Genomic DNA, 22,430 nt, shown 5'->3' with positions numbered 1-22,430 from the left:
CCATGAGCGGGCCGAAGCGCACCCTGACACCGGAAGAACGCGCCCTCTGGCGCAAGGTGTCGCGCACGGCCCGGCCCCTGCCGGCAGGCGGAATGCGCGTTCAGCCACCGGTGAATGAGGAAGGGTTTGCCACCCTGCTCAGAGGCAGGAGCGGCGCTGCGCCTGCCGCGCTGAATGCCGGGTCTGTGCCGCGCAAGGCACCGGTGGAGCGCGGCGCCGAACGCAAGGTGCGCCGCGGGCGTGTGGAGATTGATGCGCGCATTGATCTGCATGGCGAGACGGCCGCCCGTGCCCGCCAGATGCTGCTGGCTTTTCTGTCCCGCGCGGCCATGAAGGGCCATCAGACTATCCTCGTCATCACCGGCAAGGGGGCCGCCGGGCGGGCAGAGGATACAAGCCGGTTTGAGCCCTGGACGCCGGATGCGCCCTCCCTGCCGGGGGTCTTGCGCCGCAGCCTGCCCCTATGGCTGGCCGAGCCGGACTTTGCCGTGCTGGTCAGCGGTTATGCGCCCGCCCATGCCCGTCATGGCGGGGCGGGGGCCTTCTATGTCATGCTGCGGGCATGATGAAGGCCCAGCTTTCTGACAGGGTGCGCGCGCTGGCGCGCGATGCCGGGTTTGACGCCGTGCGCATAACCCGCGCGGATGCGCGCTGGGAGGCGGGAGACCGGCTGCGTGCGTTTGTCGAGGCTGGTCATCATGGCAGTATGGGCTGGATGGAAGAGACGCTGGACCGGCGCGTTCACCCCACTGCCATGTGGCCGGAAGCCCGCTCGGCGGTGGTGGTGGGCCTCAATTACGGGCCGGAGCATGATCCGCTCGATGATCTTGCGCATACCGACCGGGCCGTCATTTCGGTCTATGCGCGCAACCGGGACTATCACGATCTTCTCAAAAAGCGCCTCAAACAGATGGCGCGCGCCTTTCACGGCGAAACGGGTGAGGGCGTGAAGGTCTTTGTCGATACCGCGCCCCTGATGGAAAAGCCGCTGGCGGCGCGCTCCGGGCTGGGCTGGCAGGGCAAGCACACCAATCTGGTCAGCCGGGACTGGGGCAGCTGGCTGTTTCTGGGCGTGATGCTGACCGAGGCGGAACTCGTTCCCGACACACCTGAGACCGATTATTGCGGGTCGTGCCGGGCCTGCCTCGATATCTGCCCCACAGACGCGTTTCCTGCGCCCTATCAACTCGATGCGCGCCGCTGCATCTCCTACCTCACCATCGAGCATAAAGGCCCCATACCGCGCGAATTCCGGGCCGCCATGGGCAATCGCATCTATGGCTGTGATGACTGCCTGGCCGTGTGCCCGTGGAACAAGTTTGCCGCGCGTACGCAAGAGACCGCATTTCATGCCCGCGCCGAGCTGGAAGCGCCCTTGCTGGCCGAGCTTTCACGCCTCGATGATGCGGGTTTCCGCGCGCTGTTCACCGCTTCGCCGGTCAAGCGCATCGGGCGGGACCGGTTTGTACGCAATGTGCTGATTGCGCTGGGCAATGATACCGGCCCGGACGCGCTGGAGGCGGTGTTGGACCGGCTGGATGATGACAGCGCTTTGGTGCGTGGCGCAGCGGTCTGGGCGCTGTCCCGGCTGGATGCGGCGCGCTTTCTCACCGAACGGACGTCAAGGGTTGCCGCCGAGACCGATAGCGATGTCTGCGCCGAATGGAACACTGATCCCTGCTAGCGGTTCTGGTCCAAGGGTTTCCCGTACGGTTCCGATTGCCTACATGAGCGCGGTCGCCTGATCTCATAATGTTTTTCAAGGGCTGTAGATGACCGATTTGTCGCCGCGCGAAATTGTCTCCGAGCTGGACCGCCACATTATCGGCCAGCATGACGCCAAGAAGGCAGTGGCCATTGCGCTGCGCAATCGCTGGCGCAGGAAGCGCGTGGACGAAAACCTGCGCGCGGAGATCACGCCGAAAAACATTCTGATGATCGGCCCCACCGGTGTCGGCAAGACCGAGATTTCGCGGCGTCTGGCCAAGCTGGCCGGCGCGCCCTTCCTGAAGGTGGAAGCCACCAAGTTCACTGAAGTTGGCTATGTCGGGCGGGATGTGGATTCCATCGTGCGCGATCTGGTCGAGATTGCGATCTCGCTGGTGCGTGAGCGCCGCCGCGAGGAGGTACGCGGGCGGGCGGAGGAAGCGGCTGAAAAGCGCGTGCTGGACGCGCTGGTCGGGCCGGGTGCCAGCACCACGACGCGCGACAGCTTCCGGCGCAAGCTGCATGCAGGCGAGCTGGATGCCAAGGAGATCGAGATCGAGCTTATAGATGATGCCAATCCGCTGCAGGGTCTGGACCTGCCCGGCATGGGCGGTGTCGGCATGATCAATCTGGGAGACATGCTGGGCAAGGGGATGGGCCGCCGCCGCAAGACCATCCGCACGACGGTGCGCGAAGCCTATGAGCCTTTGCTGCACGAGGAGGCCGACCGTCTGCTTGATGACAGCCAGATCCAGGCCGAGGCGGTGCGGCTGACCGAAAACGAAGGCATCGTCTTTCTCGATGAGATCGACAAGATTGCCGCGCGCTCGGAGGCACGGGGCGCCGATGTGTCACGCGAAGGCGTGCAGCGCGATCTTCTGCCCCTGATCGAGGGGGCAACGGTGGCCACCAAATATGGCCCGGTGAAGACCGACCATGTGCTGTTCATTGCCTCGGGTGCCTTCCACGTCACCAAGCCGAGCGATCTTCTGCCCGAGCTGCAGGGCCGCCTGCCGATCCGTGTCGAGCTCAAAGCGCTAACCCGCGAGGATTTCCGCGCCATCTTGACCGAGCCGGAAGCGAGCCTTGTCACGCAATATGTGGCCCTGATGGCCACTGAAGGGTTTGAGCTCAGCCTTGATGACAGCGCGATCGAGGCGATTGCCGATTATGCAGCCGAGGTGAATGCCAGCGTTGAGAATATCGGCGCGCGCCGCCTGCACACGATACTGGAACGGCTGGTCGAGGAGATCAGCTATACTGCGTCGGACCGTTCCGGCGAGACGCTGGTGATTGATGCCGCCTATGTGCATGAGCGGGTCAAGGCGCTGGCGGCCAATGCCGATCTGTCAAAGTTCATTCTCTAGGGCGAGACGGCGGGACTGATCTCCAGCGTGCTGGCCGGGCTCATGTCTTCAAGCAGCGCCACCAGCTCATCGCGGGCAATCGCGATACAGCCCTCGGTGGGCGCATAATCAGGCGCGGCGCAATGCAGGAAGATGGCCGAACCCAGCCCCGGCACGGGCGGGCTATCATTATGGCTGAGCACCACAACGACATCATAGAGCCCGTCCTCGCGCGACATCACTTCATGGCTCGTTGGCCAGGGCATGCGCACGGGCCGGTTATAGGCAGGGTCACCGGGCGCATCACACCAGCCATCATCGCTGGCGATCATCTGCAGCGGCAGGGCGGTTAGGGGCTTTTCCAGCCTATCTGCGCGCCATAGGGCGCGGCGCACCGTCCACACCCCGGCCGGGCTCGCCCCATCCCCTTCGCGCTTCTCATCAGCGCGAACAACACCGGAGCGCCCAAGCGCGCATCGAAACGTGCGGCCGGCGGCCAGCAGGACGCCATTGCTGTGAGCGGTCATTTTCATTCCGGCAGACTGATGCCAGCCCTGCCCGGCTGGCAAGCAGCCAGAGGCAGTTGGCGCGGGGCCGCAACGCACCCTATGTTTGCGTGGTGCGCCTATCAGGGAGGCTTGGCCCGCCATGGCCGGTGAAAAAACCGTTCTCATTATCGATGATGACACCGATCTGCGCGAGGCGCTGGCCGAACAGTTTGCCCTGGAGGACGGGTTTGCCGTGATTACAGCAGCCAATGCCAGCCAGGGCATGGAGCGTGTGCGCGGCGACAATCCCGATATTGTCATTTTCGATGTCGGCCTGCCGGACATGGACGGGCGCGATGCCTGCGCGGCCTTGCGCGAAGAAGGCGAGAGCGTGCCGATCATCCTTCTGACCGCGCAGTCGGCCGATGAGGATCATGTGAAGGGGCTGCAATCGGGGGCCAGCGATTTTCTGGCAAAACCGATTGCCTTCCGGGTCCTGCTGGAGCGGGTACGCACCCAGCTCAGGCGCTATGAGGCGTCAGAGGATGCGGTGCTGAATATCGGCCCTTACGTGTTCACGCCCGGCATGAAGCAGCTGGTCAATCAGGAAGGCAAGCGCATCCGCCTGACCGAGAAGGAGACCAGCATACTGAAATATCTCTACCGGGCGGGCGGCAAGCCGGTCGCCCGCGAGGAGCTGCTGGACCGGGTGTGGGGCTATCATCGCGAGGCCAACACCCACACGCTGGAAACCCATATCTACAGGCTGCGCCAGAAGATCGAGCCTGATCCGGGCAAGGCGCGCCTCCTGGTCACCGATACGGGCGGTTACCGCCTGCAAGCCTGATCACATCGGGCGGCCCAGCTTTTCCAGCAGCATGCGGCGCAGCTTGCGCATGCCACCGACCCAGCGGTCGCGGTCCTGTCCCTTGTTGGCGACATAGCCTGGCGTATTGGCGTGGGTCATCACCAGAAAGCGTTTCTCTTCCATCGCCTTGAGCAGAATGCCGGCAACCTCGTCGGCTTCCAGATATCCGCCAAGCCCCTGTGCGCCGCCCTCAATGCCCTGCACCAGCGGCGTGTTTACCCCTTCCGGGCACAGGCAGTGGACGTTCAAGCCCTCATCGCCATGGGTGATGGCCAGGCACTCGGCAAAGGACACGGCCGCCGCCTTGGTGGCCGAATAGGGCGCATCCCCGATCTGGGCGAGAAGCCCTGCCGCTGATGAGGTGATGATGAAGTGGCCCTGCCGGGCGGCGATTCTGCGGGCGAGATGGCGCGCGGCAAACACGCTGGCCATCACATTGACTTGCCAGCACAGATCCCAGGCGGCGTTCGGCGCATCGCCTGCGCCCCAGCCCGGCCCGTCGGTAAAGCCAAGGCCCGCATTGGACATGTAGATATCGACGGGGCCGAGCGTGCGCTCAACCTTGTTGATGAAACGCACCAGGGCCGCTTCGTCGCCTACATTGACGGCCTCACCAAAACCACCCAGCGCCGCGCCGGCCTCGGCTGCAGCGCTCGCGTTGAGGTCGGCAATGGCGATTTGGGTGCCTTTCGCGTTCAGGGCTCTTGCCACAGCCAGCCCGATTCCACTGGCCCCGCCCGTGATGATGGCGGTCTTGCCGCTCAAATCCATGTTCATACTCTCCTAACCCCGGTTTGCAGCCAGACTAGACGGCGCGCGCGGCTTGGCAATCATTCCCGGTCACATGGGTGTGACTGAGCTGGGCTGGACCCTTTACGGTTGTGCAACGCTCTATCTATAGTGTTGCTCACTGAATCGATTCAGTGGATGTGATATATTGTCTATGGAACTCCAGCGCCTCGCGGCCCTGCGCGCCTGCGCCATACTCGACACTGCACCGCATCCGGCCTTTGACTGCCTGACGCGGGCGGCAGCGCTGGCATTTGACGTGCCCATAGCACTGGTGTCGCTGGTTGATGCCGAGCGGCAATGGTTCAAGTCCGTGCTGGGCGTGGGCTTGCGTGAGACGCCGCGCTCGGTCTCTTTTTGCAGTCACACGATCGGCGGGTTTGAACCGATGGTCGTCCCCGATGTGACGCGTGATGCGCGCTTTGCCCAGAATCCGCTGGTCACGGGCGCGCCTCATGTGCGCTTTTATGCCGGGGCGCCGCTGATCGAGGAAGATGGCTATGCGCTCGGCTCGCTGTGCATTCTCGATACCAGGCCGCGCGATCTGCCGCCTGAGCAGGTCAGGCTGCTGGGCCATCTGGCCGATGCGGTGATGCATGCGATTGACGCGCACCGCACGCGGCTGGAGCTTAAAGAGCTGGGGCGGCGCCTGAACGGCCAGGACTATCTATCGGCACCGCAAGCCCTGCCGCGCCGGGCCTGAGGGCTGTCAGGCTGCGGCTGACACGGTGGCGCCGACTATGGCGCACACGATGAGCAGCGTGGCTTCATACTCCTCGACACTGTGAGGCTTGCGCACGCTGGATGCGACATTGGGGTACTGGCTGGAAGCCGGACCCAGGCGCGAGACATCGCCGGAGAACACGATCACCGGGATGGTGCGCCATTGCGGCGATTCCAGAAGGCGCTCGAGTATCCAGATCCCGTCCTCGCCCGGCAAACGCAAATCCAGAACTATGCAGTCGGGCAGCGGGCCTTCAGACAGGCTTGCCAGTGCCTCGCCTCCGCTGGCAGCCCGATCAACCGTGCACTGGGGTGATTTGCGTATCAGCATACGGGCAAACAGGCCGGCCTCCGTGTCGTCATCCTCGACCAGAAGTATGCGTGCTGGTTGCGTGATGTCGCCCATGCCCGATGATCGCCCTGCAAGCCTTCTGAACCGAGCCTAGGGGCGAAACTGGCATGCGGGCAATCTTTAATTGCGTGCTGCAGCGCGAAATCGGTACGGCTTTCTATCGTGTTCCTGCAAAGGGCGTGGCGCAGCACAGGAATACTGGTGTCCCCGACAGGATTCGAACCTGTGGCCCCCAGATTAGGAATCTGATGCTCTATCCTGCTGAGCTACGGGGACACTGGAGCGGACAATAGCCAACGCGCGCGCGCCTGTCATGGCGCATGTCGCATCCCGGAGGTGAGACCGTAATAGCCTTTAGCTGCTATTGCAGCAGGCTGAAACGGTATTCGTGCCGAGCGAGAGACTCCGGATTTCCGGTCTCGAAGGTGTCAACCTGAACCTCTCCGCTATCAAACACGGTGAAGACCCTGAACATGGGCGTGTGGCTGGTTTCGTCAGGAACTTTCGTACGTTCCAGACCGGGAATGTGAAGATAGTGCACGTGCTCGATCTGCCGGGAGTGAACGACGCGGTCCATATCCATATGCAGATCACCGGAGATCACGGCGGCGAGGTTGGGTTCGGCGACAATCTCGAGGAAGCGCGGGTTTTCAACGCCCTTGTCCGGGCTGTCCGGATAGACACCCATCTGGGCGGCGTGCACCACCAGGAAGACCGGGCGGGGGGCTGCCCCGCGCACCTGTTCGAGTATCCAGTCTATGCTCTCATCGTTGAACTGGCGGCTGAAATCAGGCGAGGCCATCACCAGCGTGAGCGGGCCAGCTTCCAGCGTATAGCTCACCTCGGTAACGTCCGGGTTCCACTGGCCGGCGAATTCCAGATACCGCTCTACCGTGTCGCCATGCTCCTCATTGCCCATGATCGGGTAGAAGGGACGGGTCAGTGACTGCAGCGCCGGCGTGACGTTCTCGTACTGAATTTCCGTGCCCTTGTGGGCGAGATCGCCCACGCCGAGAACAAAGTCGATCTGGCCGGTTTCGGCCAGGGCGTTCACATCGCGCACCGCAGCCTCCACGCCGGGAAATAGCGCACACGGCTTGGGCTCGGCGTCGCCGAGCACGGCGAAGCGTACACTCACACTGTCTATCGCCCCGTCCTGGGCGAATGCCGCCCCCGTTGCCGGCAGGAAGGCGAGGAGTGTCGCGGCAACGCGAGCGAGAAATCTGTTGGCCATGGTGTTTGCAAACCCTGATGTCATGGAACTGTACTGGCCGCTATACTGCGCGGGTTTTGTGACAAGGCGGTGAAACCGGCGGCTTAAAGCAGCCCCGCAAATCGGCTTTGAGCTGTCACCAAACTTACGCCTATCGGTAATTTTCCCGTCATCGAAACATCACCAAGACTTCACCAGTCCGTGACCGGGCTGTCATCGGCCTCCTGTCTAACGAGCAAGAGCCGGATGCGTGCGCGCAGTCCGGTGTTTGGTTGTTTTTCAGGGGGACTTCACCGATGAGAATCCGTAATCAACGCCTTCTGGGCGTATCTGGCCTTGTGCTCGCTCTGGGCTTTAGTGCTCTTGGCGCAGAGGCGCTGGCCCAGCATCAGTTGACCGGCCGGGTTGTCGACGAGCGTGGCAATGGCCTTCCGGGTGCCCGTGTAAGTGTACCGGAACTCGGTCTGACCACGTCCACTGACCGCCGCGGCGAATTCATCTTTCTGTCGCTGCCTGCTGGCGAAGCACAGCTCGAGGTTAACTATCTGGGCCTGCCTCCGGGTGTACGCGGCGTGAACATCTCGGCGAGCGAGACCAATACGATCACCTTCACCCTTGCCCAAGCGGGCGATGGTGTGGAACGCATCGTCATCACTGGCCAGATCCTTGACTCTGCGGCGCGCGCCCTGAACCAGCAGCGCACCAATAGCGCCACCACCAATATCGTCTCGGCTGACTCCATCGGCCGCTTCCCCGATGCCAATATCGCCGAAGCGCTCCAGCGCGTTCCGGGTTTTGCCGTCGCACGCGATCAGGGCGAAGGCCGCTTCATCAATCTGCGCGGCGCGCCGGGCGACTTCACCGGTATCTCGGTAGATGGTGTGGCTGTGGGCTCGCCCGATCCGGGTACCCGCGCGGTAGATCTTGATACCATTCCGGCCGATATCGTAGCCGCGCTGGAAGTGTCCAAGACCCTGCTGCCGAACCAGGATGCCGACTCGATTGCCGGCTCGGTCAATCTGGTTACGCGTTCTCCCTTCGACCGTCCGGGCCTGCGCATCTCCGGCCAGGGCGGATTGAGCTATAATGAGTTTGGCGACGGCAATGACCGCCGCGCCTCGGGCACGATCTCCAATACGTTCGGCGATGGCCGTTTCGGCGCCCTGCTGTCAGCCAGCTATTCGCGCACGGACCGTCAGGTCGACAATATCGAGTCCAACTGGATCATAGAGGATGTTGGCGGTCAGGATGTGTTCCTCGTCGATGAACAGGAGTTCAAGGATTATGACACGGTGCGCGAGCGCACCGCGCTCACCGGATCGCTGGAATTCCGCCCCGATGACGCGAACCGCTTCTTCCTGACCGGCAGCTATTCGCGCTTCCGCGACAACGAGTTCCGCAACACGCTCCTCGTAATCTATGACGATGGTGACCTTCAGCCGGGCGCCACCAACGGCAATGCGACCTGGAACGATGCCCGCATCGAAAAAGAGCTGCGTCACCGCATCGTCCAGAACGAGATTGCCACGATCCAGATCGGCGGTGAGCATCTCATTGGCGGCGGGGAGCTGGATTACTCGCTCTCCTATTCACGCTCCGAACAGTTCAACCCGCGCCGGGCGCAATTCTTGTTCCGCTCCTCGATCCGGCCGGACCTGAGCTATGATTTCTCGAACGCTGACAGCCCGGCCCTGTCGCTCTTCACCACTAATGAGCATCTTGACCTCTCCGGTTATGGGTTCCGCGAAAACGTATTCCGCGGTCAGACCACCGAGCAGGACGAGATCGCCGCGCGGATCAATTATGCGTTTAGCGGATCGCTCTTCGCCAATCCGACCGAGTTCCGCACCGGTGCCGCCGTGCGCAGTCGCGAGGTGACCAACGATAACGAGCAATATCGTGACCGGCGTGCAAGCGCCAATCCGGGCCAGCCGATCTCGGCTTTCCTGGGCACGGAGCGCTCGCAGAACTTCAACTACTTCCTGGGCAACAAGTACGATCCGTCGGCGGTGACCGCCTACTGGAACGCCAATCAGGCCCAGTCCACACAGGCCGATGTACGCCGTGTTCCGCAGTCCACCACCGCTGACTATGAAGCCGAGGAACGTATTTATGCCGCCTACGGCATGGCGACGGTGGAGGCCGGTGCCACCCGTATCGTGGCGGGCCTGCGCGTCGAGCACACCCAGTTCGAGGGCTCGGCCCCCTTCATCGATGACGCTGACAATATCAGCATCAACCGTATCAGCCGGGATTACACGAACTGGTTCCCGAACCTGACGGTGCGTCACGAATTCTCGGATAATCTCATTGGCCGTGTGGCGCTGACACGCGCGATCAGCCGTCCGCGCTACCAGGATGTGGTGCCGCGGGTGGAAGAGGGTGATCGCACGTCTCTGCCGGTCGAAGTGGATCGCGGCAATCCGGATCTGCGCGAGACCCTGTCGAACAATTTCGATGCGGGTCTGGAATACTATTTCACCCCGCTGGGTCTGGCGGCCATCAACGTGTTCTACAAGGATCTTGAGAACTATGAGTTCGAGCTGGTCCGGGACGGCACGTATGAGGGTCTTCCTGCCCGTATTTCCACCGCCGAGAATGCGCCCGACGGTTATATCCGCGGTGTAGAGCTGACCTATCAGCAGCAATTCGTGAACCTGCCGGGCCTGCTGGCCAACACCGGTGTGTTTGCCAACTACACCTATACCGATGCCGAGATTACACTGGCCTCCCCGATTTCGGGCAGCCGCACGCGCGTCCTGCCGGGTCAGTCGGACACCACGCTGAACCTCGCCGTGTTCTATGAAACCGAGCGTTTCAGCGCCCGTCTGTCCTGGAATGACCGGTCTGACTATATCGACTCGGTCGATGGGGAAGATTCGCGCCTCGATATTTTCTGGGAAGGCCGCAGCCAGCTTGACTTCTCGGCCAGCTACGATGTGAACGACCAGCTGGGTGTGTTCTTTGAAGCGAAGAACCTGACCAATACCGAAGGGGTGCGTTATGCGGGCGACCGCAGCCGCGTAATCGAGCGCGAGGCGTTCGGCTACACCCTGTTCGGTGGCCTGCGTTTCAACTTCTAGGCCATATAGCCTTAGTGCCTAAAATGAGGGGCGCGGGGGAAACCTCGCGCCCCTTGCCATTTCCGGTGTCTTTGCCAGCCCATCACCGGTCTGTGACTGGCGCGCGGCGGCACAAACAGGTATCAAGGCATTATGCGCGCGCTTCTTGCCAGCTTTGTCATGCTTGGCCTTGCCGTTACCGGCTCGGCCAATTGCGCGCTCGCCATGCCGGTTGTGGAGGCCGCCGAAACGGCGTCTCACGCATCTCCGGCAGGCCATTCGCCTTGCCACGAACCGGCACCGGTGTCTCACGACAACTTGCATCCTGCCCTGCATGGCGATGAAGCCTGTCAGGGCGGTGCGGCCTGTATTGATTGCGCGCTGGCCGCCGGGCTCTCGGTGGATGCCAGCTTCGTTGACGGCGTGGCCCTGCACGGCGCGCCGCGCCTGTTCGCCGTAAAGACGGCCCTGCCCGTTATTGCCGCCCACGACCCGCCCCCTCCCCGGACCTGATCCTTCCATGAGCTGGCGCAAGCTTCCTTGCGCCCATCCGGAATTGATCAGACGGGAAGGAATATTCCTTGAAACATCTTGCATTTGCGGCTGCCCCGGTGGCGCTGGCTATGTGCTTGCCTCCTGCAGAGGCACACGCGCGCCCGGTATCCTATGAGGGCGGCAGAACGCTCATCGTGGAACATGACCGCGATATGAGCGCCATCTGGGCGCACTACACGCCCCATCACCGCTATTCGATCGGCTATCGCGGGGAATGGCACCGCGAGGACGATCATGCCTTTCACGGTGTGCAGGCCACATGGCTCGCCAATCGCTGGTTCGGCGAGGACTATCAGGCCAATCTCTACCTGTTTGGTGCGGCGGGCCTTGCCTATGGCGTGGACGATAACCCGGCAGGCAGCGGTGCGGCCGGCTCGCTGGGGCTGATGGCCGACTGGGAGACACGCCGCTGGTTTGTCTCCTACATGGCCAGAGGCTTTGCCGGTGAGACGGTCGGCGAGATGGCCATGCAGTCGGCAAGGCTCGGTGTTGCGCCCTATGTGGCCAATTACGGCGCGCTCCACACCTGGCTGATGGTGCAGGTGGAGCACAATCCGCAGGCTGAAAACCCGGTCGGTGTGACACCGCTCGTGCGCTTCTTCCAGGGACCGCTCATGGCCGAGTTCGGCTGGTCGGTCACCGATGACAAACCCTTCCTCCAGTTCCAGTACCGCTTCTGAAGCGGCCATTCCCGATTAAAAAGGAGACATCCCATGTCCATTCGCAATATCACCCTTGCCTTTGCCCTGTCCGTAGCGCCCGTACTGGCCGCTACGCCGTCCACACTGGCGCAGGAGGTCAGCCTGTCAGAAAGCCAGCTCACGCCGGCCATGCAGACCGCGCTTGATGAGGGCGGCTCGCTGGTTCTCGTCGATGTGCTGGGTGCGGTGTGCGATTTCTGCGCCCTCGCCATGACGCGCACGTTTGAGCGCCGGGACGAAGTGGCCGCCGCCACGGTCGATCTTGACGCCAAGACGCTGACCTTCGTGGTCCATGAGGGCCAGACGCTTGATGATGCCACGATTACCGACCTGATCCGCCGTGCAGGCTATCAGGCCAATGGCATCACCCGGCCGGAGGCGTTGTAATGCGGCTGGCCTTTCGTGAGACGGGGGCTCCGGCCCTTGCCCTCTTTGCCAGCCTGTCGACGCTGATCTGCTGCGCCCTGCCGGCCCTGCTGGTGACCATCGGGGCCGGGGCGGTGATGGCGGGGCTGGTGGCCAATGTGCCGGGTCTGGTGGCCTTCACCGCCTGGAAGGGGCCGCTCTTTGCCCTGTCGGGTGCGCTGTTGCTGGGGGCCTTCGCCATGCGCTGGTTCACCCGCAATGCGCCCTGTCCGGCAGACCCGAAACAGGCGGCAGCCTGCGCCCGCATGCGGCGCTGGGGCGGGATCGTGCTGATTGCCGCGGCTATCGTGTGGGCGGTCGGCTTCTTCTTTGCCTTCTTTGCCGCCGCGCTCTTCTTCTAGCGGCACCCGTTTACGCTTCACTCCGCTCTGATGTCTTGTCAGACTGGGGTGAAGCGGGACGGGGACGGGCCAGGTGGGAAGGATAATCACAGCGGCATTTACCGCTTTCTATCTTGCTGCCTGCGGTGCGCCGCCTGAGGCCGAACCGGACGCGCTGCCACTGGCCGAGGACTCTTCAGGTGCCCGCGCCGTAAGCGGGGATCGCTTTACACTGGAGATCGAGGGCGAGGCGGCAGATGTGCGCCTTGCCGGTATACGCGCGCCGCGTGCTGGCCCGTCTGCAGAGCTGGCGCTGGCGCGGCTACAGGCCCTGCTGGACGAGGCTGGCGGCGATCTGGCGCTTGCACCTGCCGGACCCGGCCGCAATCGCTATGGCGCGCTTCTGGTAACCGCCACGCGCGGTGATGGCTCCACCCTGCAGGCGGCGCTTGTCGCCGAGGGGCTGGCCGCTGTCGATAGCCATGCCGACAACACCGCGCACACCTCCCGTCTGCTGGAACTGGAGGAAGTGGCGCGTAATGCCGGTCTTGGCGCGTGGGGTCTGCGCGACCTTCTGGTTCACACCACTGACCCCAACGCCCTCGCGCCCTGGCTTGATAGCGTCGCAATCGTGCAGGGGCGGGTGATCTCCACCGGGCAGGCGCGCGACGGGCGCATCTATCTCAATTTCGGCACGGACTGGCGCACCGATTTCACGGTGCAGGTGATGCGCCGGCACCAGCGGCGCTTTGAAGCGGCAGGTGTCGATCTGCGCGAACTGGCGGGCACAATCGTGCGCGTGCGCGGCTGGATGTATGAGGAAAACGGCCCGATGATAACGCTCGATCACCCTGAAGCGCTTGAACTGGTCGATGCGCCTGAGCCCGCCAGGCTTCCTGGGCGCTAGAGGGCAGGGATGAGACCGGCCTCTTCCGGGTCGCCCGCAATCTCGATCAGAGACTTTTTCATCTTCATCAGGGCCTGATGCTCGATCTGGCGGACGCGTTCCTTGGAGATGCCGAGCTCCCCGCCGAGCTGTTCGAGCGTGACGCTGTCCTCGATGAGGCGGCGCTTTGTGATGATGTGGCGCTCGCGCTCGCTCAGCCTGTTCATTGCCTCACTGATCCATTGATGGCGGGTGGCCGTATCACGGCTTTCCATCACGGCTGTTTCCGGGTCAGGCCGGTCATCAGCCAGCAAATCCTGCCACTCGCCCTCACCCTCTTCTGCGAGGGGCGCGTTCAGCGAGCGGTCGACCGCCGCCAGTCTTGCGGCCATCGCATCGACATCATCCTCGCCAACTTTCAACGCTTCGGCGACATAGGCCCGGTTTTCAGGCGTCATGGCGCTGCCGCCGACATCGCTGATGAGGGCGCGCAGGCGGCGCAGATTGAAGAAGAGCGATTTTTGCGCCGCCGTGGTGCCGGTGCGCACGATGGACCAGTTGCGCAGGACATAATCCTGGATCGAGGAACGTATCCACCAGCTGGCATAGGTGGAAAAGCGCAAGCCCCGCTCCGGCTCGAACCGGGCGGCGGCCTGCATCAGGCCGATATTGCCCTCCTGCACCAGATCAGCGAAAGGCAGGCCGTACTGGCGAAAGCGCGCCGCCATGGCGATGACGAGGCGCATATAGGCGGTGGTGAGCGTGTGCAGGGCCTGTTCGTCGCCGTCTTCGCGCCAGGCGGTGGCAAGGGCCAACTCTTCCTCGCGTTCCAGCAGCGGCACGGCCATGGCTGTTTTCAAAAACTGGCGGTCGGGATCGGCAGTGCGGCGGGCGGAAGACTGGCTGGACATGGACGCAACTCCGGCAAGGGTGGCATCGGTTTCGTCAGCCTCTACGGTGAACGCCGTTCACCGGATCACATCCGCGCTTCATTCTCGTGCAGGCGCCCCATCCCTTGCGGCCCGGCCAAATGAAAACGCCCCGCTGGCAAGGGCGGGGCGATTCATGACAATCAGGAGAAACCCGGTGTCTTAAGCGGCTTTTTTCTGCAGGGAGGTGGACAGGATTTCGAGCGCCTTGTCGCGATCGACCTTCTCCACGGCCGCCACTTCCCGCACCATCCGGTCCAGCGCAGACTCATAAAGCTGACGCTCGGAATAGGACGGCTCGGGCTGGTCTTCATGCCGGTGAAGGTCGCGCACGACCTCGGCAATGGAGATCAGGTCGCCGGAATTGATCTTGGCTTCGTATTCCTGGGCCCGGCGGCTCCACATGGTACGCTTCACCTTGGCTTTGCCGCGCAGGGTTTTCAGGGCATCGGCCAGCACCTTGTCATTGGCCAGCGGGCGCATGCCCGACGCGATGGCTTTCGCCGTCGGCACCCGCAGTGTCATCTTGTCCTGCTCGAAGGAAACGACATAGACCTCGATATCGAAGCCTGCCACGGTTTCCTTTTCCACCCCGGTCACGCGGCCTACGCCGTGGGCCGGATAGACGATGTAATCACCTTTTTTGAAGGTCTTGTTGTCATTGGCGGTTTTCTTGGTCATCGACACTCTCTTGGCCAGCGCGCACGGACCTTCAGGGCTGATAATTGTCAACAGCACTCCCGCCGGTGAAAACCGGGGAAGTGGTGATAAAGACAATAGATCAGATCAACGCAAATTCCCTGAGGGGTCCGCTTAAGGCGCGGTTATCGAAGACGCACAAGCTACCACAATCGTGACAGAAATTCAATTGCTGCGTTTGCGAATGTTTAACCTGTTGGCCATAATAGTAAAGGCAAGGTTAATCGCCGGAGCCCGGCTTGGCTGAAAAGTACTTGTCCAGCTTTCCGGTGACGGTCTCAAATTCAGCGGCATCTGCGGGCGCGTCTTTGCGCACTGTAATGTTGGGCCATTCAGTGGCGTATTTTGAATTCAGCGCCAGCCACTTGCCGTCGGCCTCATCTTCAGTATCCGGCTTGATGGCCTCTACAGGACATTCCGGCTCGCACACGCCGCAATCAATGCACTCGTCGGGATGAATGACGAGCATGTTCTCGCCTTCATAAAAGCAGTCCACCGGACAGACTTCCACGCAATCGGTGAACTTGCAGCGTATGCAGGCATCGGTGACGATATAGGTCATGGCGGCGTAGCGTTTCCGGGTGGCGCGGGTGGCGGGCAGGCAGCGATCCGGACATGGAACCCGCGATCCGTTTTGTCAATCACGGCCCTGCGATATCCAGCGCGCGATAGAGCGTGCGTGCCTCTGCCGGCGGGCCGCGCCTGTGGCCGGTGGCACAGATTTCGATGCGGGCAGGAGCCGGTCTGAGCGGCAAGGTGAGGATGTCGCCGGGCTGGATGAGGTGGGCGGCCTTGGCGATCTTGACGATCTGGCCGCCCCGCTCCAGCCGGACATGGCCGCGATTGACGAGATCGGCGGCCAGTGCGCGTGATTTGAGGAAGCGGGCGCGAAACAGCCAGACATCAATGCGGATACGCTCTGGCGCTTCATCACCGGAGGCTGGCCCTGTCATGCGGGTCTGGCTCCCTTGCCGGATGTGTTTGCGCGTTTGCGGCGCGATTTGTGCGATGCGCGCGGACGCGGGCGGGCCGCCGCGGGCGTCAGGCTCAGCTCGGCCAGCCGGGCAAATGGGCTGGCGCTGTCTACTGGTGCAGGCGGGCGGGCGCTCTCAGGCGGGCTGCGCCGCGCCTTGCGGCTGGCCGCCCACATGTCCGGCGTGTTGCCTGCCGCCTTGCTGACGCGGGTATAGCCAAGCGCGCGCACGATTTCTTCCAGCCCGGACATGGGCAGGCCCAGCAGCGCCATCATGGTGTCGTCCAGCGCGAACCAGCTGCGCGGATGGGATTTTCTGGCATCACGAATGGCGTCGGCGAGGCGTTCGAGCATATCCACGCGCACCGCCAGCGATCCGCAGACCAGATAGCCTGCCGCCGCGATCTCCGTTTCGCTCCGCTCCGGCGGGGCGGGCAGGCAGACGCGTCCGGGCTGGGGCCGGAAGCGCTGGTCTGCATCGCCGGAATGGACCGCGCATAGCAGTGCATTCAGGCTGGCCGCGCGCGGCTTCAACAATGCGGGCAGGAACACGCCATGCTCGCCGATGCGCACCCCGGCGCTGCGCAATTGCCGGCGTTCATGGGCGGAAAGTTGCGCGATATCGGCGGCGAGCTGGCGGCGCGGCGTGGCCCCGCCCGCCTCCACCAGCCGCCAGGCGATGCCGCGTGCCAGACCGTCCAGCCCGGCGCCGGTGCCGCCATGATCCTTCAGCCTCAATAGCGGGCCCAGATAGCGCGATATTTCCCCGGCGACGTGGCGCTGCAGGTGCTGTGCGGCGCGTGAGACCGCTTCAGGAGCGCCAAGCTCCCCGCCGACCAGCACCACATCCGGGTTCAGCCGGTCTGCCGATCGTGCCAGCTTTCCCGTCCGCTCGCCCTGCCAGACCAGATAGCCATCGCTATCCAGCTCCAGATCGGCGGCGTCTGCGCGGGCGAGCGCGCCGAGGCGGCGATTGATCTCCGGGCGAACGGCTTTGAGGGCTGCGCCGGTGACCGCGCGCTGGGCCAGCGGCCCGCCCGCATGGTCTGCTGAAAAGCGCAAACCCTTGAGGCGGCCGACAAAATGACCCTCCACGGTTACTTCGCCGCGATGGTCCACGCCTGCGGCCAGATCGGCCTTCTCGCGCAGGCCCTTGACCAGCGCCGAGGTGCGCCGGTCGATGAAGCGGGTCATCAGGGCTTCGTGCAGCGCGTCGGAGAGCGCGTCCTCCACCTCGCGGGTGCGCCCCTGCCAGTGGGCAGGGTCTCTGGTCCAGCCGGGGCGGTTGGCCGCATAGGTCCAGGTGCGCACATGAGCCAGGCGCTGGGAGAGGACCGCGACATCGCCTGCCGTACCGGATACGCGCGCCAGCTGGCCTTCCAGCCAGGCATCGGGCAGCACGCCTTCCCGGCTCATCAGATAGGCATATATCTGGCGCGACAGGCGGGCGTGCTCGTCCACCGTCGTCTTGCGGAAATCGGGTATACGGCAGACATCCCACAGGGTTTCCAGCCCGCCGTGCGCGCGCGTCCAGCCGCGCACTTCGGCGTCCGCGCTCAGGGTTTCGAGCACCTGCTCGTCCAGCGCGCCGCGCACCCGCTCCAGCCCTTTGGCCGGGGATGGTCTTGCCAGCGAATTGCGCAAGGCTTCCAGCGAGGAAAAGTCCAGCGCGCCATTGCGCCAGGTCAGTTTTGAGACGGGCGCAAATTCGTGGTTCTCCACCGCCGCAATCGTTTCGGCGTCCAGAACCCGCGCATCGCCCGTCTCGCCAAATGTGCCATCAGAGCGGAAGCGGCCTGCGCGTCCTGCAATCTGGCCTATCTCGTCGGGGCGCAAGCGGCGGCGGCGATGCCCATCGAATTTAGAAAAGGCGGCAAAGGCGACATGGTCCACATCCATGTTGAGCCCCATGCCAATGGCGTCAGTGGCGATGAGATAGTCCACCTCGCCGGACTGGTAGAGCTCTACTTGCGCATTGCGGGTGCGCGGGGAGAGCGCGCCCATCACCACAGCCGCCCCGCCGCGCTGGCGGCGTATCAGCTCGGCAATGGCGTACACATCTTCTGCGGAGAAGGCGACGATGGCGGAGCGGCGCGGCAGCTTGCCGATCTTTTTGGGCCCCGAATAGGTGAGGGTGGAGAAGCGTTCACGCTCCACTCTTTGCGCATCGGGTACCAGCCGGGAGAGCATGGGCGCCATGGTCGAAGCGCCCAGCAGCATGGTCTCCTCGCTCCCGCGCGCATGTAACAGCCGGTCGGTGAAGACATGGCCGCGATCCGGGTCGGCGGCGAGCTGGATCTCGTCAATGGCCAGAAAGGCGGGGCGCAGATCGAGCGGCATGGCTTCGACCGTGCACAGAAAATAGCGTGCGCTTTTCGGCACGATCTTTTCCTCGCCGGTGATGAGGGCGGCCGCGCCCGGTCCCTTGGCCTTGACCACGCGGTCGTAAAGCTCGCGGGCGAGCAGGCGCAAGGGCAGGCCCATCACGCCGGAAGAGCGCCCCAGCATGCGCGTCAGGGCAAGATGGGTCTTGCCGGTATTGGTGGGGCCCAGAACCGCCGTGATCTCGCCTTGCGTGCGCATGACCGCCTCGCTTTCTGTTGCGAAGATAGGGCGTAGCGCGGGCCGGTTTAAGAGGCGATGGCAGGCATGGGTTTTGGCATCATTTGATGCTAATATGCGTTCATCAAGGGAGATCTGCCATGCGCACGACCGTAAATCTTGACGACCAGCTGCTTGAAAAAGCCGCGAAGCTCACCGGCATTGAAGAGCGGGCAGCCCTTGTCCGCGAGGCGATGAAGGCGCTGATCGAGCGCGAGAGCGCGCGCCGCCTGGCCCGTCTGGGCGGGACGCAGCCGGACTTGCGGCCCGTTCCCCGGCGGCAGGGCGAACCGGCTTGATCCTCGTCGACACATCTGTGTGGGTGGACTATCTACGTTCCGGCGAACCGCATCTGGCGGGCCTGCTGATGAATGGTCAGGCCGTGTGCCATCCCTTCATCATCGGTGAGCTGGCGCTGGGCAATCTGGCTGACCGGTCGGATATTCTGGCCGATCTGGAAAACCTGCCGGCCGCGCCGCAGGCATCGGACGGCGAAGTGCGCCGCTTCATCGATGCGTATGACCTTGCCGGTAGCGGCATTGGTTATGTGGATGCCCATCTTGCGGCGTCGGCAAAGCTCGGAGCACTGCAGGGCTTATGGACCCGCGACAAGCGTCTGGCGCGGGTCCTTGACCGGCTCGGCCTGGCTGTGGATCTCGCCTAGCCGCCCACACGCAGATGGGTGGCGCTGATGGTCAGATTGCCGATGCGGGTATTGGCGCGATAGCGCACCGGCACCCATATTTCGCCCTGCTGGGCCATCCATATTGTCACCGGGCGGTTTGTATCTTCCTCGGTCGGGCGCTTGCCTTCCTCATAGCCGCTGATCGGTTCCACATAGGCCCGGCAGACCAGCGCCGCGCCGCGATAGGCGCGCGTGGACACTTCTGACATACCGCCATTTTCCAGCCGCAGATTATAGCGTGCCCGCCCGTCAAAGATCGGGACGCTGCCAGAGCAGGGCTCGCCATTGGCGGCCATGGGCGCGCTCAGCATCATGTTGAGAATGCCCGAAATGGGGTCGATGGCGCCGGTACGGTCCTCATCGCTGGCGGCCGGATCGCCCATCGAGCCGAAGGGCGGGTTGATATCCGGCACGGCCATGCCGTCCTCAAAGTGAACCGCCACGATGCGCCCCTTGCCGCTGGCATGGTTGAGGTGCTGGTAGCGCCAGGGGTCAAGGCCGCCATCGCGGACATAGCCGGAAACACCGGCCTCGATATTGGTATCGTCAAACCAGCGCAAAAGCCCGCCGGACTGGAAAGTGGCGGTCGCCGAATAGGTCTCGCCCGGCCACACGGCGTTGATGGAGATGTTCGCGACCGGGATCATCAGGAACGAGCCGGAATACTGCACAAACAGGCTGTCGGGCGGCGCGGCGAGCCGGGTTCCGGTGTCCGCGCTGGCTGGCAGGGCGGGCAGGATCGCAAGAGCCGTCAGGGCCAGAAGGGCTTTAAGTCGCATGAAGATCACTCCAGCAGGGTTTTCAGCCGCTATTGTATCGTGTTCACAAGCTGTCTGCACGATGAACGCGGCAGTGTTGTGGCAGGCACACCCTGACCCGGCGTCATCTACAGGCCCGGCTTGACGTTGCGCGCCCTCTCGGCTAACACCCGCGCTCCCGCGCCGGAGGCTTCTCCGGCGTGTAACGATATTCCTGAACGCGACTTTGCAAGAGAAGGTGGAAGCCATGGCGCGCCGCTGCGAACTGACCGGGACCGGCCCAATGTCGGGCAACAACGTGTCCCACGCCAATAACAAGACCCGCCGGCGCTTCCTGCCGAACCTGATCGACGTCACGCTGGCGTCGGAGGCTCTGGGCCGCGCGTTCAAATTCCGCATCGCGGCGAAAGCCCTGCGCAGCGTGGACCATGTGGGCGGTCTCGACCCGTTTCTGCTCAAAGCCCGCGATGAGAACCTGTCGGCTGGCGCGCTGAAAGTGAAGCGCGAGCTGAAAAAGGCGCAAGGCGAAGCGGCGGCCTAAGCCCCCTTCCTCCTGCCTTGAAAGATCAAACGCCCGTCTCGCTTGAGGCGGGCGTTTTCTTTTTGCCGCCAACCGGCCTAGCTTGCGTTTCCAAGCGCTTCGGGAGGGCCAGATGATACGTCGCACCACACTCATGATTATCGTTTCTGCGGGGCTTCTGGCGGCCTGTAATGGCACGTCTGAAAACGGGCAAGCCGCCAATGAGGTGGCCGAGCGCATCTTCACCGGCGGCACCATCCATACCGGGCTGGGGACGACGGTGGAGGCTGTCGCGGTGCGCGATGGCCGGATCGTCTATGCGGGCGATGCGGCGGGGCTGGCAGAGTTTACCGATGCTGGCACCGAAACGGTCGATCTTGGCGGCGTGGCGATGTTTCCGGGCTTTACCGACTCTCATGCCCACCTGATCGGGATCGGCCAGCGCGAGCGCACGCTGAACCTTGAGGAAACCACCTCCATCGCGGACCTGCAGGCGCGGGTCGCGGCCTATGCCGATACCAACAGCGAAGGCGTGGTGTTCGGGCGCGGCTGGATCGAGACACACTGGCCGGAAGCGCGCTTTCCGGGTGCCGGTGATCTCGATGCGGTGGTGGCAGACCGGCCCGTCATCCTGATCCGGGCCGACGGTCATGCGCTGGTCGCCAACAGTGCCGCGATAGAGGCGGCGGGCGTGACAGATGAAACCCCTGATCCCGATGGCGGGGCGATCTTGCGGGGTGAGGATGGCCGGGCCACCGGCATGATTATCGACACCGCCATGGCCCCGTTCCGCGCGCTTCTGGGCGAGCCGACAGAGGCCGAACGGTTGGAAATCTACGAAGCGGGCGCGCGCGTGATGGCCAGCTATGGCTGGACGGGCGTGCACGATATGAGCGTGCCCTACCGCGATGTGGCGATCCTTGAACGGCTCGCCGATGAGGGCCGGCTGGCCCTTCGCGTCCATGTGTCGGCCAATCCGGGCGATTACGCAGATGTCGCCGCCAACGCCCCGCGCCAGCACGCATCAGGGCAGGTTACCGCGCGCGCAGTAAAGCTCTATGCGGACGGCGCGCTTGGCTCGCGCGGCGCGGCGCTTATCAACCCTTATGCCGATGATCCGGCCAACCGCGGCCTGATGCTGATGCAGGCGGACGCCGCGGGCGCGATGATGGATGATGCCCTGCGCGACGGAGTGCAGCTCGCCATCCATGCCATTGGCGATCTCGGCAACCGCTCGGTACTGGACTGGGTGGAGGCGGCCTACGGGCGTGTGCCGGTTGAGGAACGCGCGATTGCGCAGCCCCGCTGGCGCATCGAGCATACGCAAGTTGTCAGCCCATCTGATCTGCCGCGTATCTCGCAGCTTGGCCTTATCGCCTCCATGCAGCCCTCCCACGCCATTGGTGATCTGCACTTTGCGCCTGCACGGCTTGGCGCGCAGCGCCTGTCGGGCGCCTATGCGTGGCGGGACATTACAGATAGCGGCGCGGTGATCGCGGGCGGGTCTGATGCGCCGGTGGAGCGCGGGGAAGCCCGCATCGAGTTCTATGCCGCAACCGTCCGGCGCGATCTTGATGGCTTTGCCGACCTTGAGACCTGGCATCTGGAACAGGCGCTCTCACGCGATGAGGCGCTAGCCCTTTTCACCAGCAATGCGGCCTGGGCCGCCTTCCGCGAGGAGGAGCTGGGCACAATCGCGCCCGGCATGCTCGCCGACTTCTCCGTCTTCGACATGGATCTGATGACGGCAGAGGATCTCGATCTGCGTCACGCCCGGCCCGTGATGACGGTGATTGGCGGGGAAGTGGTCTGGCGGGGGGAGTAGGCGT

The 22,430-nt window shown here is 63.7% G+C and carries 25 protein-coding genes and 1 tRNA gene; 15 read left to right on the top strand and 11 right to left on the bottom strand.

The features are described from left to right. Nucleotides 1–2 precede the first annotated feature (2 nt). From AB6B38_RS11270 to hslU, 3 genes are all read left to right on the top strand, one after another. On the top strand, nt 3–566 hold the full coding sequence (locus AB6B38_RS11270; RefSeq protein WP_371392951.1) for a Smr/MutS family protein: 564 nt from the start codon (nt 3–5) through the stop codon (nt 564–566). Continuing rightward, entirely contained in the window at nt 566–1,684 is a 1,119-nt protein-coding gene (gene queG, locus AB6B38_RS11265; protein ID WP_371395097.1) for a tRNA epoxyqueuosine(34) reductase QueG, read from the top strand. Before AB6B38_RS11270 ends, queG begins: the two co-directional genes overlap by 1 nt. An 88-nt stretch (nt 1,685–1,772) precedes the next feature. After that, on the top strand, nt 1,773–3,074 hold the full coding sequence (gene hslU / locus AB6B38_RS11260) for an ATP-dependent protease ATPase subunit HslU (RefSeq protein WP_371392950.1): 1,302 nt from the start codon (nt 1,773–1,775) through the stop codon (nt 3,072–3,074). On the opposite strand, the gene AB6B38_RS11255 is transcribed toward hslU, so the two are convergent. Then, complete coding sequence (locus AB6B38_RS11255; RefSeq protein WP_371392949.1) at nt 3,071–3,580, bottom strand: L,D-transpeptidase; 510 nt, start codon at nt 3,578–3,580, stop codon at nt 3,071–3,073. The two genes, hslU and AB6B38_RS11255, sit on opposite strands and share 4 nt — an antisense overlap. Before the next feature lie 121 nt (nt 3,581–3,701). Between AB6B38_RS11255 and AB6B38_RS11250 the strand changes: the two genes are divergently transcribed. After that, on the top strand, nt 3,702–4,388 hold the full coding sequence (locus AB6B38_RS11250; RefSeq protein WP_371392948.1) for a response regulator transcription factor: 687 nt from the start codon (nt 3,702–3,704) through the stop codon (nt 4,386–4,388). Here the strand turns inward: AB6B38_RS11250 and AB6B38_RS11245 are convergent, their stop codons facing one another. Then, a complete protein-coding gene (locus tag AB6B38_RS11245; RefSeq protein WP_371392947.1) occupies nt 4,389–5,180 on the bottom strand; it encodes an SDR family NAD(P)-dependent oxidoreductase in 792 nt (263 codons plus the stop codon). A gap of 172 nt (nt 5,181–5,352) precedes the next feature. On the opposite strand from AB6B38_RS11245, the gene AB6B38_RS11240 reads away from it, so the two are divergent. Next, on the top strand, nt 5,353–5,901 hold the full coding sequence (locus AB6B38_RS11240) for a GAF domain-containing protein (protein ID WP_371395096.1): 549 nt from the start codon (nt 5,353–5,355) through the stop codon (nt 5,899–5,901). Nucleotides 5,902–5,907: 6 nt separating this feature from the next. On the opposite strand, the gene AB6B38_RS11235 is transcribed toward AB6B38_RS11240, so the two are convergent. The 3 genes from AB6B38_RS11235 to AB6B38_RS11225 all read right to left on the bottom strand — a co-directional run bounded on the left by AB6B38_RS11235 (nt 5,908) and on the right by AB6B38_RS11225 (nt 7,507). After that, nucleotides 5,908–6,327 (bottom strand): response regulator, encoded by a 420-nt coding sequence (locus tag AB6B38_RS11235; RefSeq protein WP_371392946.1) that lies wholly within the window; start codon nt 6,325–6,327, stop codon nt 5,908–5,910. A 145-nt stretch (nt 6,328–6,472) separates the two neighbouring features. After that, nucleotides 6,473–6,549 (bottom strand) — tRNA-Arg (locus tag AB6B38_RS11230). Nucleotides 6,550–6,634: 85 nt separating this feature from the next. Then, nucleotides 6,635–7,507 carry a metallophosphoesterase gene (locus AB6B38_RS11225; RefSeq protein WP_371392945.1) on the bottom strand — a complete coding sequence of 291 codons (873 nt, stop codon included), beginning with the start codon at nt 7,505–7,507 and terminating at the stop codon, nt 6,635–6,637. A gap of 275 nt (nt 7,508–7,782) precedes the next feature. On the opposite strand from AB6B38_RS11225, the gene AB6B38_RS11220 reads away from it, so the two are divergent. The 6 genes from AB6B38_RS11220 to AB6B38_RS11195 all read left to right on the top strand — a co-directional run bounded on the left by AB6B38_RS11220 (nt 7,783) and on the right by AB6B38_RS11195 (nt 13,457). Next, on the top strand, nt 7,783–10,569 hold the full coding sequence (locus AB6B38_RS11220; protein ID WP_371392944.1) for a TonB-dependent receptor: 2,787 nt from the start codon (nt 7,783–7,785) through the stop codon (nt 10,567–10,569). Nucleotides 10,570–10,701: 132 nt separating this feature from the next. Continuing rightward, entirely contained in the window at nt 10,702–11,061 is a 360-nt protein-coding gene (locus AB6B38_RS11215; protein ID WP_371392943.1) for a hypothetical protein, read from the top strand. 68 nt (nt 11,062–11,129) lie between these two features. Next, nucleotides 11,130–11,783, top strand: a complete 654-nt coding sequence (locus AB6B38_RS11210; RefSeq protein WP_371392942.1) for a hypothetical protein — start codon at nt 11,130–11,132, stop codon at nt 11,781–11,783. A gap of 33 nt (nt 11,784–11,816) precedes the next feature. Beyond that, nucleotides 11,817–12,191: a heavy-metal-associated domain-containing protein gene (locus tag AB6B38_RS11205; protein WP_371392941.1), complete on the top strand. Its 375-nt coding sequence runs from the start codon at nt 11,817–11,819 to the stop codon at nt 12,189–12,191. Beyond that, nucleotides 12,191–12,571 (top strand): hypothetical protein, encoded by a 381-nt coding sequence (locus AB6B38_RS11200; protein ID WP_371392940.1) that lies wholly within the window; start codon nt 12,191–12,193, stop codon nt 12,569–12,571. Before AB6B38_RS11205 ends, AB6B38_RS11200 begins: the two co-directional genes overlap by 1 nt. Before the next feature lie 73 nt (nt 12,572–12,644). After that, entirely contained in the window at nt 12,645–13,457 is an 813-nt protein-coding gene (locus tag AB6B38_RS11195; RefSeq protein ID WP_371392939.1) for a thermonuclease family protein, read from the top strand. Here the strand turns inward: AB6B38_RS11195 and AB6B38_RS11190 are convergent. From AB6B38_RS11190 to AB6B38_RS11170, 5 genes are all read right to left on the bottom strand, one after another. Then, on the bottom strand, nt 13,454–14,347 hold the full coding sequence (locus AB6B38_RS11190; protein ID WP_371392938.1) for an RNA polymerase factor sigma-32: 894 nt from the start codon (nt 14,345–14,347) through the stop codon (nt 13,454–13,456). The two genes, AB6B38_RS11195 and AB6B38_RS11190, sit on opposite strands and share 4 nt — an antisense overlap. Before the next feature lie 180 nt (nt 14,348–14,527). Then, the gene (locus AB6B38_RS11185; RefSeq protein WP_188451481.1) at nt 14,528–15,046 is read right to left on the bottom strand and encodes a CarD family transcriptional regulator; all 519 of its coding nucleotides are present in this window, start codon (nt 15,044–15,046) and stop codon (nt 14,528–14,530) included. A 238-nt stretch (nt 15,047–15,284) separates the two neighbouring features. Continuing rightward, nucleotides 15,285–15,626 (bottom strand): ferredoxin FdxA, encoded by a 342-nt coding sequence (fdxA, locus tag AB6B38_RS11180; RefSeq protein WP_371392937.1) that lies wholly within the window; start codon nt 15,624–15,626, stop codon nt 15,285–15,287. 79 nt (nt 15,627–15,705) lie between these two features. Next, on the bottom strand, nt 15,706–16,017 hold the full coding sequence (locus AB6B38_RS11175; protein WP_371392936.1) for a S4 domain-containing protein: 312 nt from the start codon (nt 16,015–16,017) through the stop codon (nt 15,706–15,708). After that, nucleotides 16,014–18,620: a helicase-related protein gene (locus AB6B38_RS11170; RefSeq protein ID WP_371392935.1), complete on the bottom strand. Its 2,607-nt coding sequence runs from the start codon at nt 18,618–18,620 to the stop codon at nt 16,014–16,016. The genes AB6B38_RS11175 and AB6B38_RS11170 overlap by 4 nt, the downstream gene beginning before the upstream one ends. A 119-nt stretch (nt 18,621–18,739) precedes the next feature. Here AB6B38_RS11170 and AB6B38_RS11165 point away from each other — a divergent pair, with 119 nt between their 5' ends. Then, the gene (locus AB6B38_RS11165) at nt 18,740–18,937 is read left to right on the top strand and encodes a type II toxin-antitoxin system VapB family antitoxin (RefSeq protein WP_371392934.1); all 198 of its coding nucleotides are present in this window, start codon (nt 18,740–18,742) and stop codon (nt 18,935–18,937) included. Continuing rightward, entirely contained in the window at nt 18,934–19,302 is a 369-nt protein-coding gene (locus AB6B38_RS11160; RefSeq protein ID WP_371392933.1) for a type II toxin-antitoxin system VapC family toxin, read from the top strand. The genes AB6B38_RS11165 and AB6B38_RS11160 overlap by 4 nt, the downstream gene beginning before the upstream one ends. Here the strand turns inward: AB6B38_RS11160 and AB6B38_RS11155 are convergent. Then, nucleotides 19,299–20,102 carry a DUF3108 domain-containing protein gene (locus AB6B38_RS11155; RefSeq protein WP_371392932.1) on the bottom strand — a complete coding sequence of 268 codons (804 nt, stop codon included), beginning with the start codon at nt 20,100–20,102 and terminating at the stop codon, nt 19,299–19,301. The two genes, AB6B38_RS11160 and AB6B38_RS11155, sit on opposite strands and share 4 nt — an antisense overlap. A 226-nt stretch (nt 20,103–20,328) precedes the next feature. Between AB6B38_RS11155 and rpmB the strand changes: the two genes are divergently transcribed. Both rpmB and AB6B38_RS11145 read left to right on the top strand, forming a co-directional pair. After that, complete coding sequence (rpmB, locus tag AB6B38_RS11150; RefSeq protein ID WP_127565059.1) at nt 20,329–20,622, top strand: 50S ribosomal protein L28; 294 nt, start codon at nt 20,329–20,331, stop codon at nt 20,620–20,622. A gap of 112 nt (nt 20,623–20,734) precedes the next feature. Continuing rightward, nucleotides 20,735–22,426 (top strand): amidohydrolase, encoded by a 1,692-nt coding sequence (locus tag AB6B38_RS11145; RefSeq protein ID WP_371392931.1) that lies wholly within the window; start codon nt 20,735–20,737, stop codon nt 22,424–22,426. Nucleotides 22,427–22,430 lie beyond the last annotated feature (4 nt).

Source organism: Glycocaulis abyssi, assembly GCF_041429775.1.
GTDB classification, from domain to species: domain Bacteria; phylum Pseudomonadota; class Alphaproteobacteria; order Caulobacterales; family Maricaulaceae; genus Glycocaulis; species Glycocaulis abyssi.
This window is presented reverse-complemented; position numbering and strand designations above follow the sequence as displayed.

Coding starts and splice junctions, on each gene's coding strand:
- hslU (WP_371392950.1), top strand. CDS start 1,773: ATGACCGATTTGTCGCCGCGCGAAATTGTCTCCGAGCTGGACCGCCAC.
- fdxA (WP_371392937.1), bottom strand. CDS start 15,626: ATGACCTATATCGTCACCGATGCCTGCATACGCTGCAAGTTCACCGAT.
- AB6B38_RS11155 (WP_371392932.1), bottom strand. CDS start 20,102: ATGCGACTTAAAGCCCTTCTGGCCCTGACGGCTCTTGCGATCCTGCCC.
- AB6B38_RS11240 (WP_371395096.1), top strand. CDS start 5,353: ATGGAACTCCAGCGCCTCGCGGCCCTGCGCGCCTGCGCCATACTCGAC.
- AB6B38_RS11250 (WP_371392948.1), top strand. CDS start 3,702: ATGGCCGGTGAAAAAACCGTTCTCATTATCGATGATGACACCGATCTG.
- AB6B38_RS11190 (WP_371392938.1), bottom strand. CDS start 14,347: ATGTCCAGCCAGTCTTCCGCCCGCCGCACTGCCGATCCCGACCGCCAG.
- AB6B38_RS11215 (WP_371392943.1), top strand. CDS start 10,702: ATGCGCGCGCTTCTTGCCAGCTTTGTCATGCTTGGCCTTGCCGTTACC.
- AB6B38_RS11170 (WP_371392935.1), bottom strand. CDS start 18,620: ATGCGCACGCAAGGCGAGATCACGGCGGTTCTGGGCCCCACCAATACC.
- AB6B38_RS11185 (WP_188451481.1), bottom strand. CDS start 15,046: ATGACCAAGAAAACCGCCAATGACAACAAGACCTTCAAAAAAGGTGAT.
- queG (WP_371395097.1), top strand. CDS start 566: ATGAAGGCCCAGCTTTCTGACAGGGTGCGCGCGCTGGCGCGCGATGCC.
- AB6B38_RS11145 (WP_371392931.1), top strand. CDS start 20,735: ATGATACGTCGCACCACACTCATGATTATCGTTTCTGCGGGGCTTCTG.
- AB6B38_RS11220 (WP_371392944.1), top strand. CDS start 7,783: ATGAGAATCCGTAATCAACGCCTTCTGGGCGTATCTGGCCTTGTGCTC.
- AB6B38_RS11245 (WP_371392947.1), bottom strand. CDS start 5,180: ATGGATTTGAGCGGCAAGACCGCCATCATCACGGGCGGGGCCAGTGGA.
- AB6B38_RS11200 (WP_371392940.1), top strand. CDS start 12,191: ATGCGGCTGGCCTTTCGTGAGACGGGGGCTCCGGCCCTTGCCCTCTTT.
- AB6B38_RS11225 (WP_371392945.1), bottom strand. CDS start 7,507: ATGGCCAACAGATTTCTCGCTCGCGTTGCCGCGACACTCCTCGCCTTC.
- AB6B38_RS11175 (WP_371392936.1), bottom strand. CDS start 16,017: ATGACAGGGCCAGCCTCCGGTGATGAAGCGCCAGAGCGTATCCGCATT.
- AB6B38_RS11255 (WP_371392949.1), bottom strand. CDS start 3,580: ATGACCGCTCACAGCAATGGCGTCCTGCTGGCCGCCGGCCGCACGTTT.
- AB6B38_RS11165 (WP_371392934.1), top strand. CDS start 18,740: ATGCGCACGACCGTAAATCTTGACGACCAGCTGCTTGAAAAAGCCGCG.
- AB6B38_RS11205 (WP_371392941.1), top strand. CDS start 11,817: ATGTCCATTCGCAATATCACCCTTGCCTTTGCCCTGTCCGTAGCGCCC.
- rpmB (WP_127565059.1), top strand. CDS start 20,329: ATGGCGCGCCGCTGCGAACTGACCGGGACCGGCCCAATGTCGGGCAAC.
- AB6B38_RS11235 (WP_371392946.1), bottom strand. CDS start 6,327: ATGGGCGACATCACGCAACCAGCACGCATACTTCTGGTCGAGGATGAC.
- AB6B38_RS11270 (WP_371392951.1), top strand. CDS start 3: ATGAGCGGGCCGAAGCGCACCCTGACACCGGAAGAACGCGCCCTCTGG.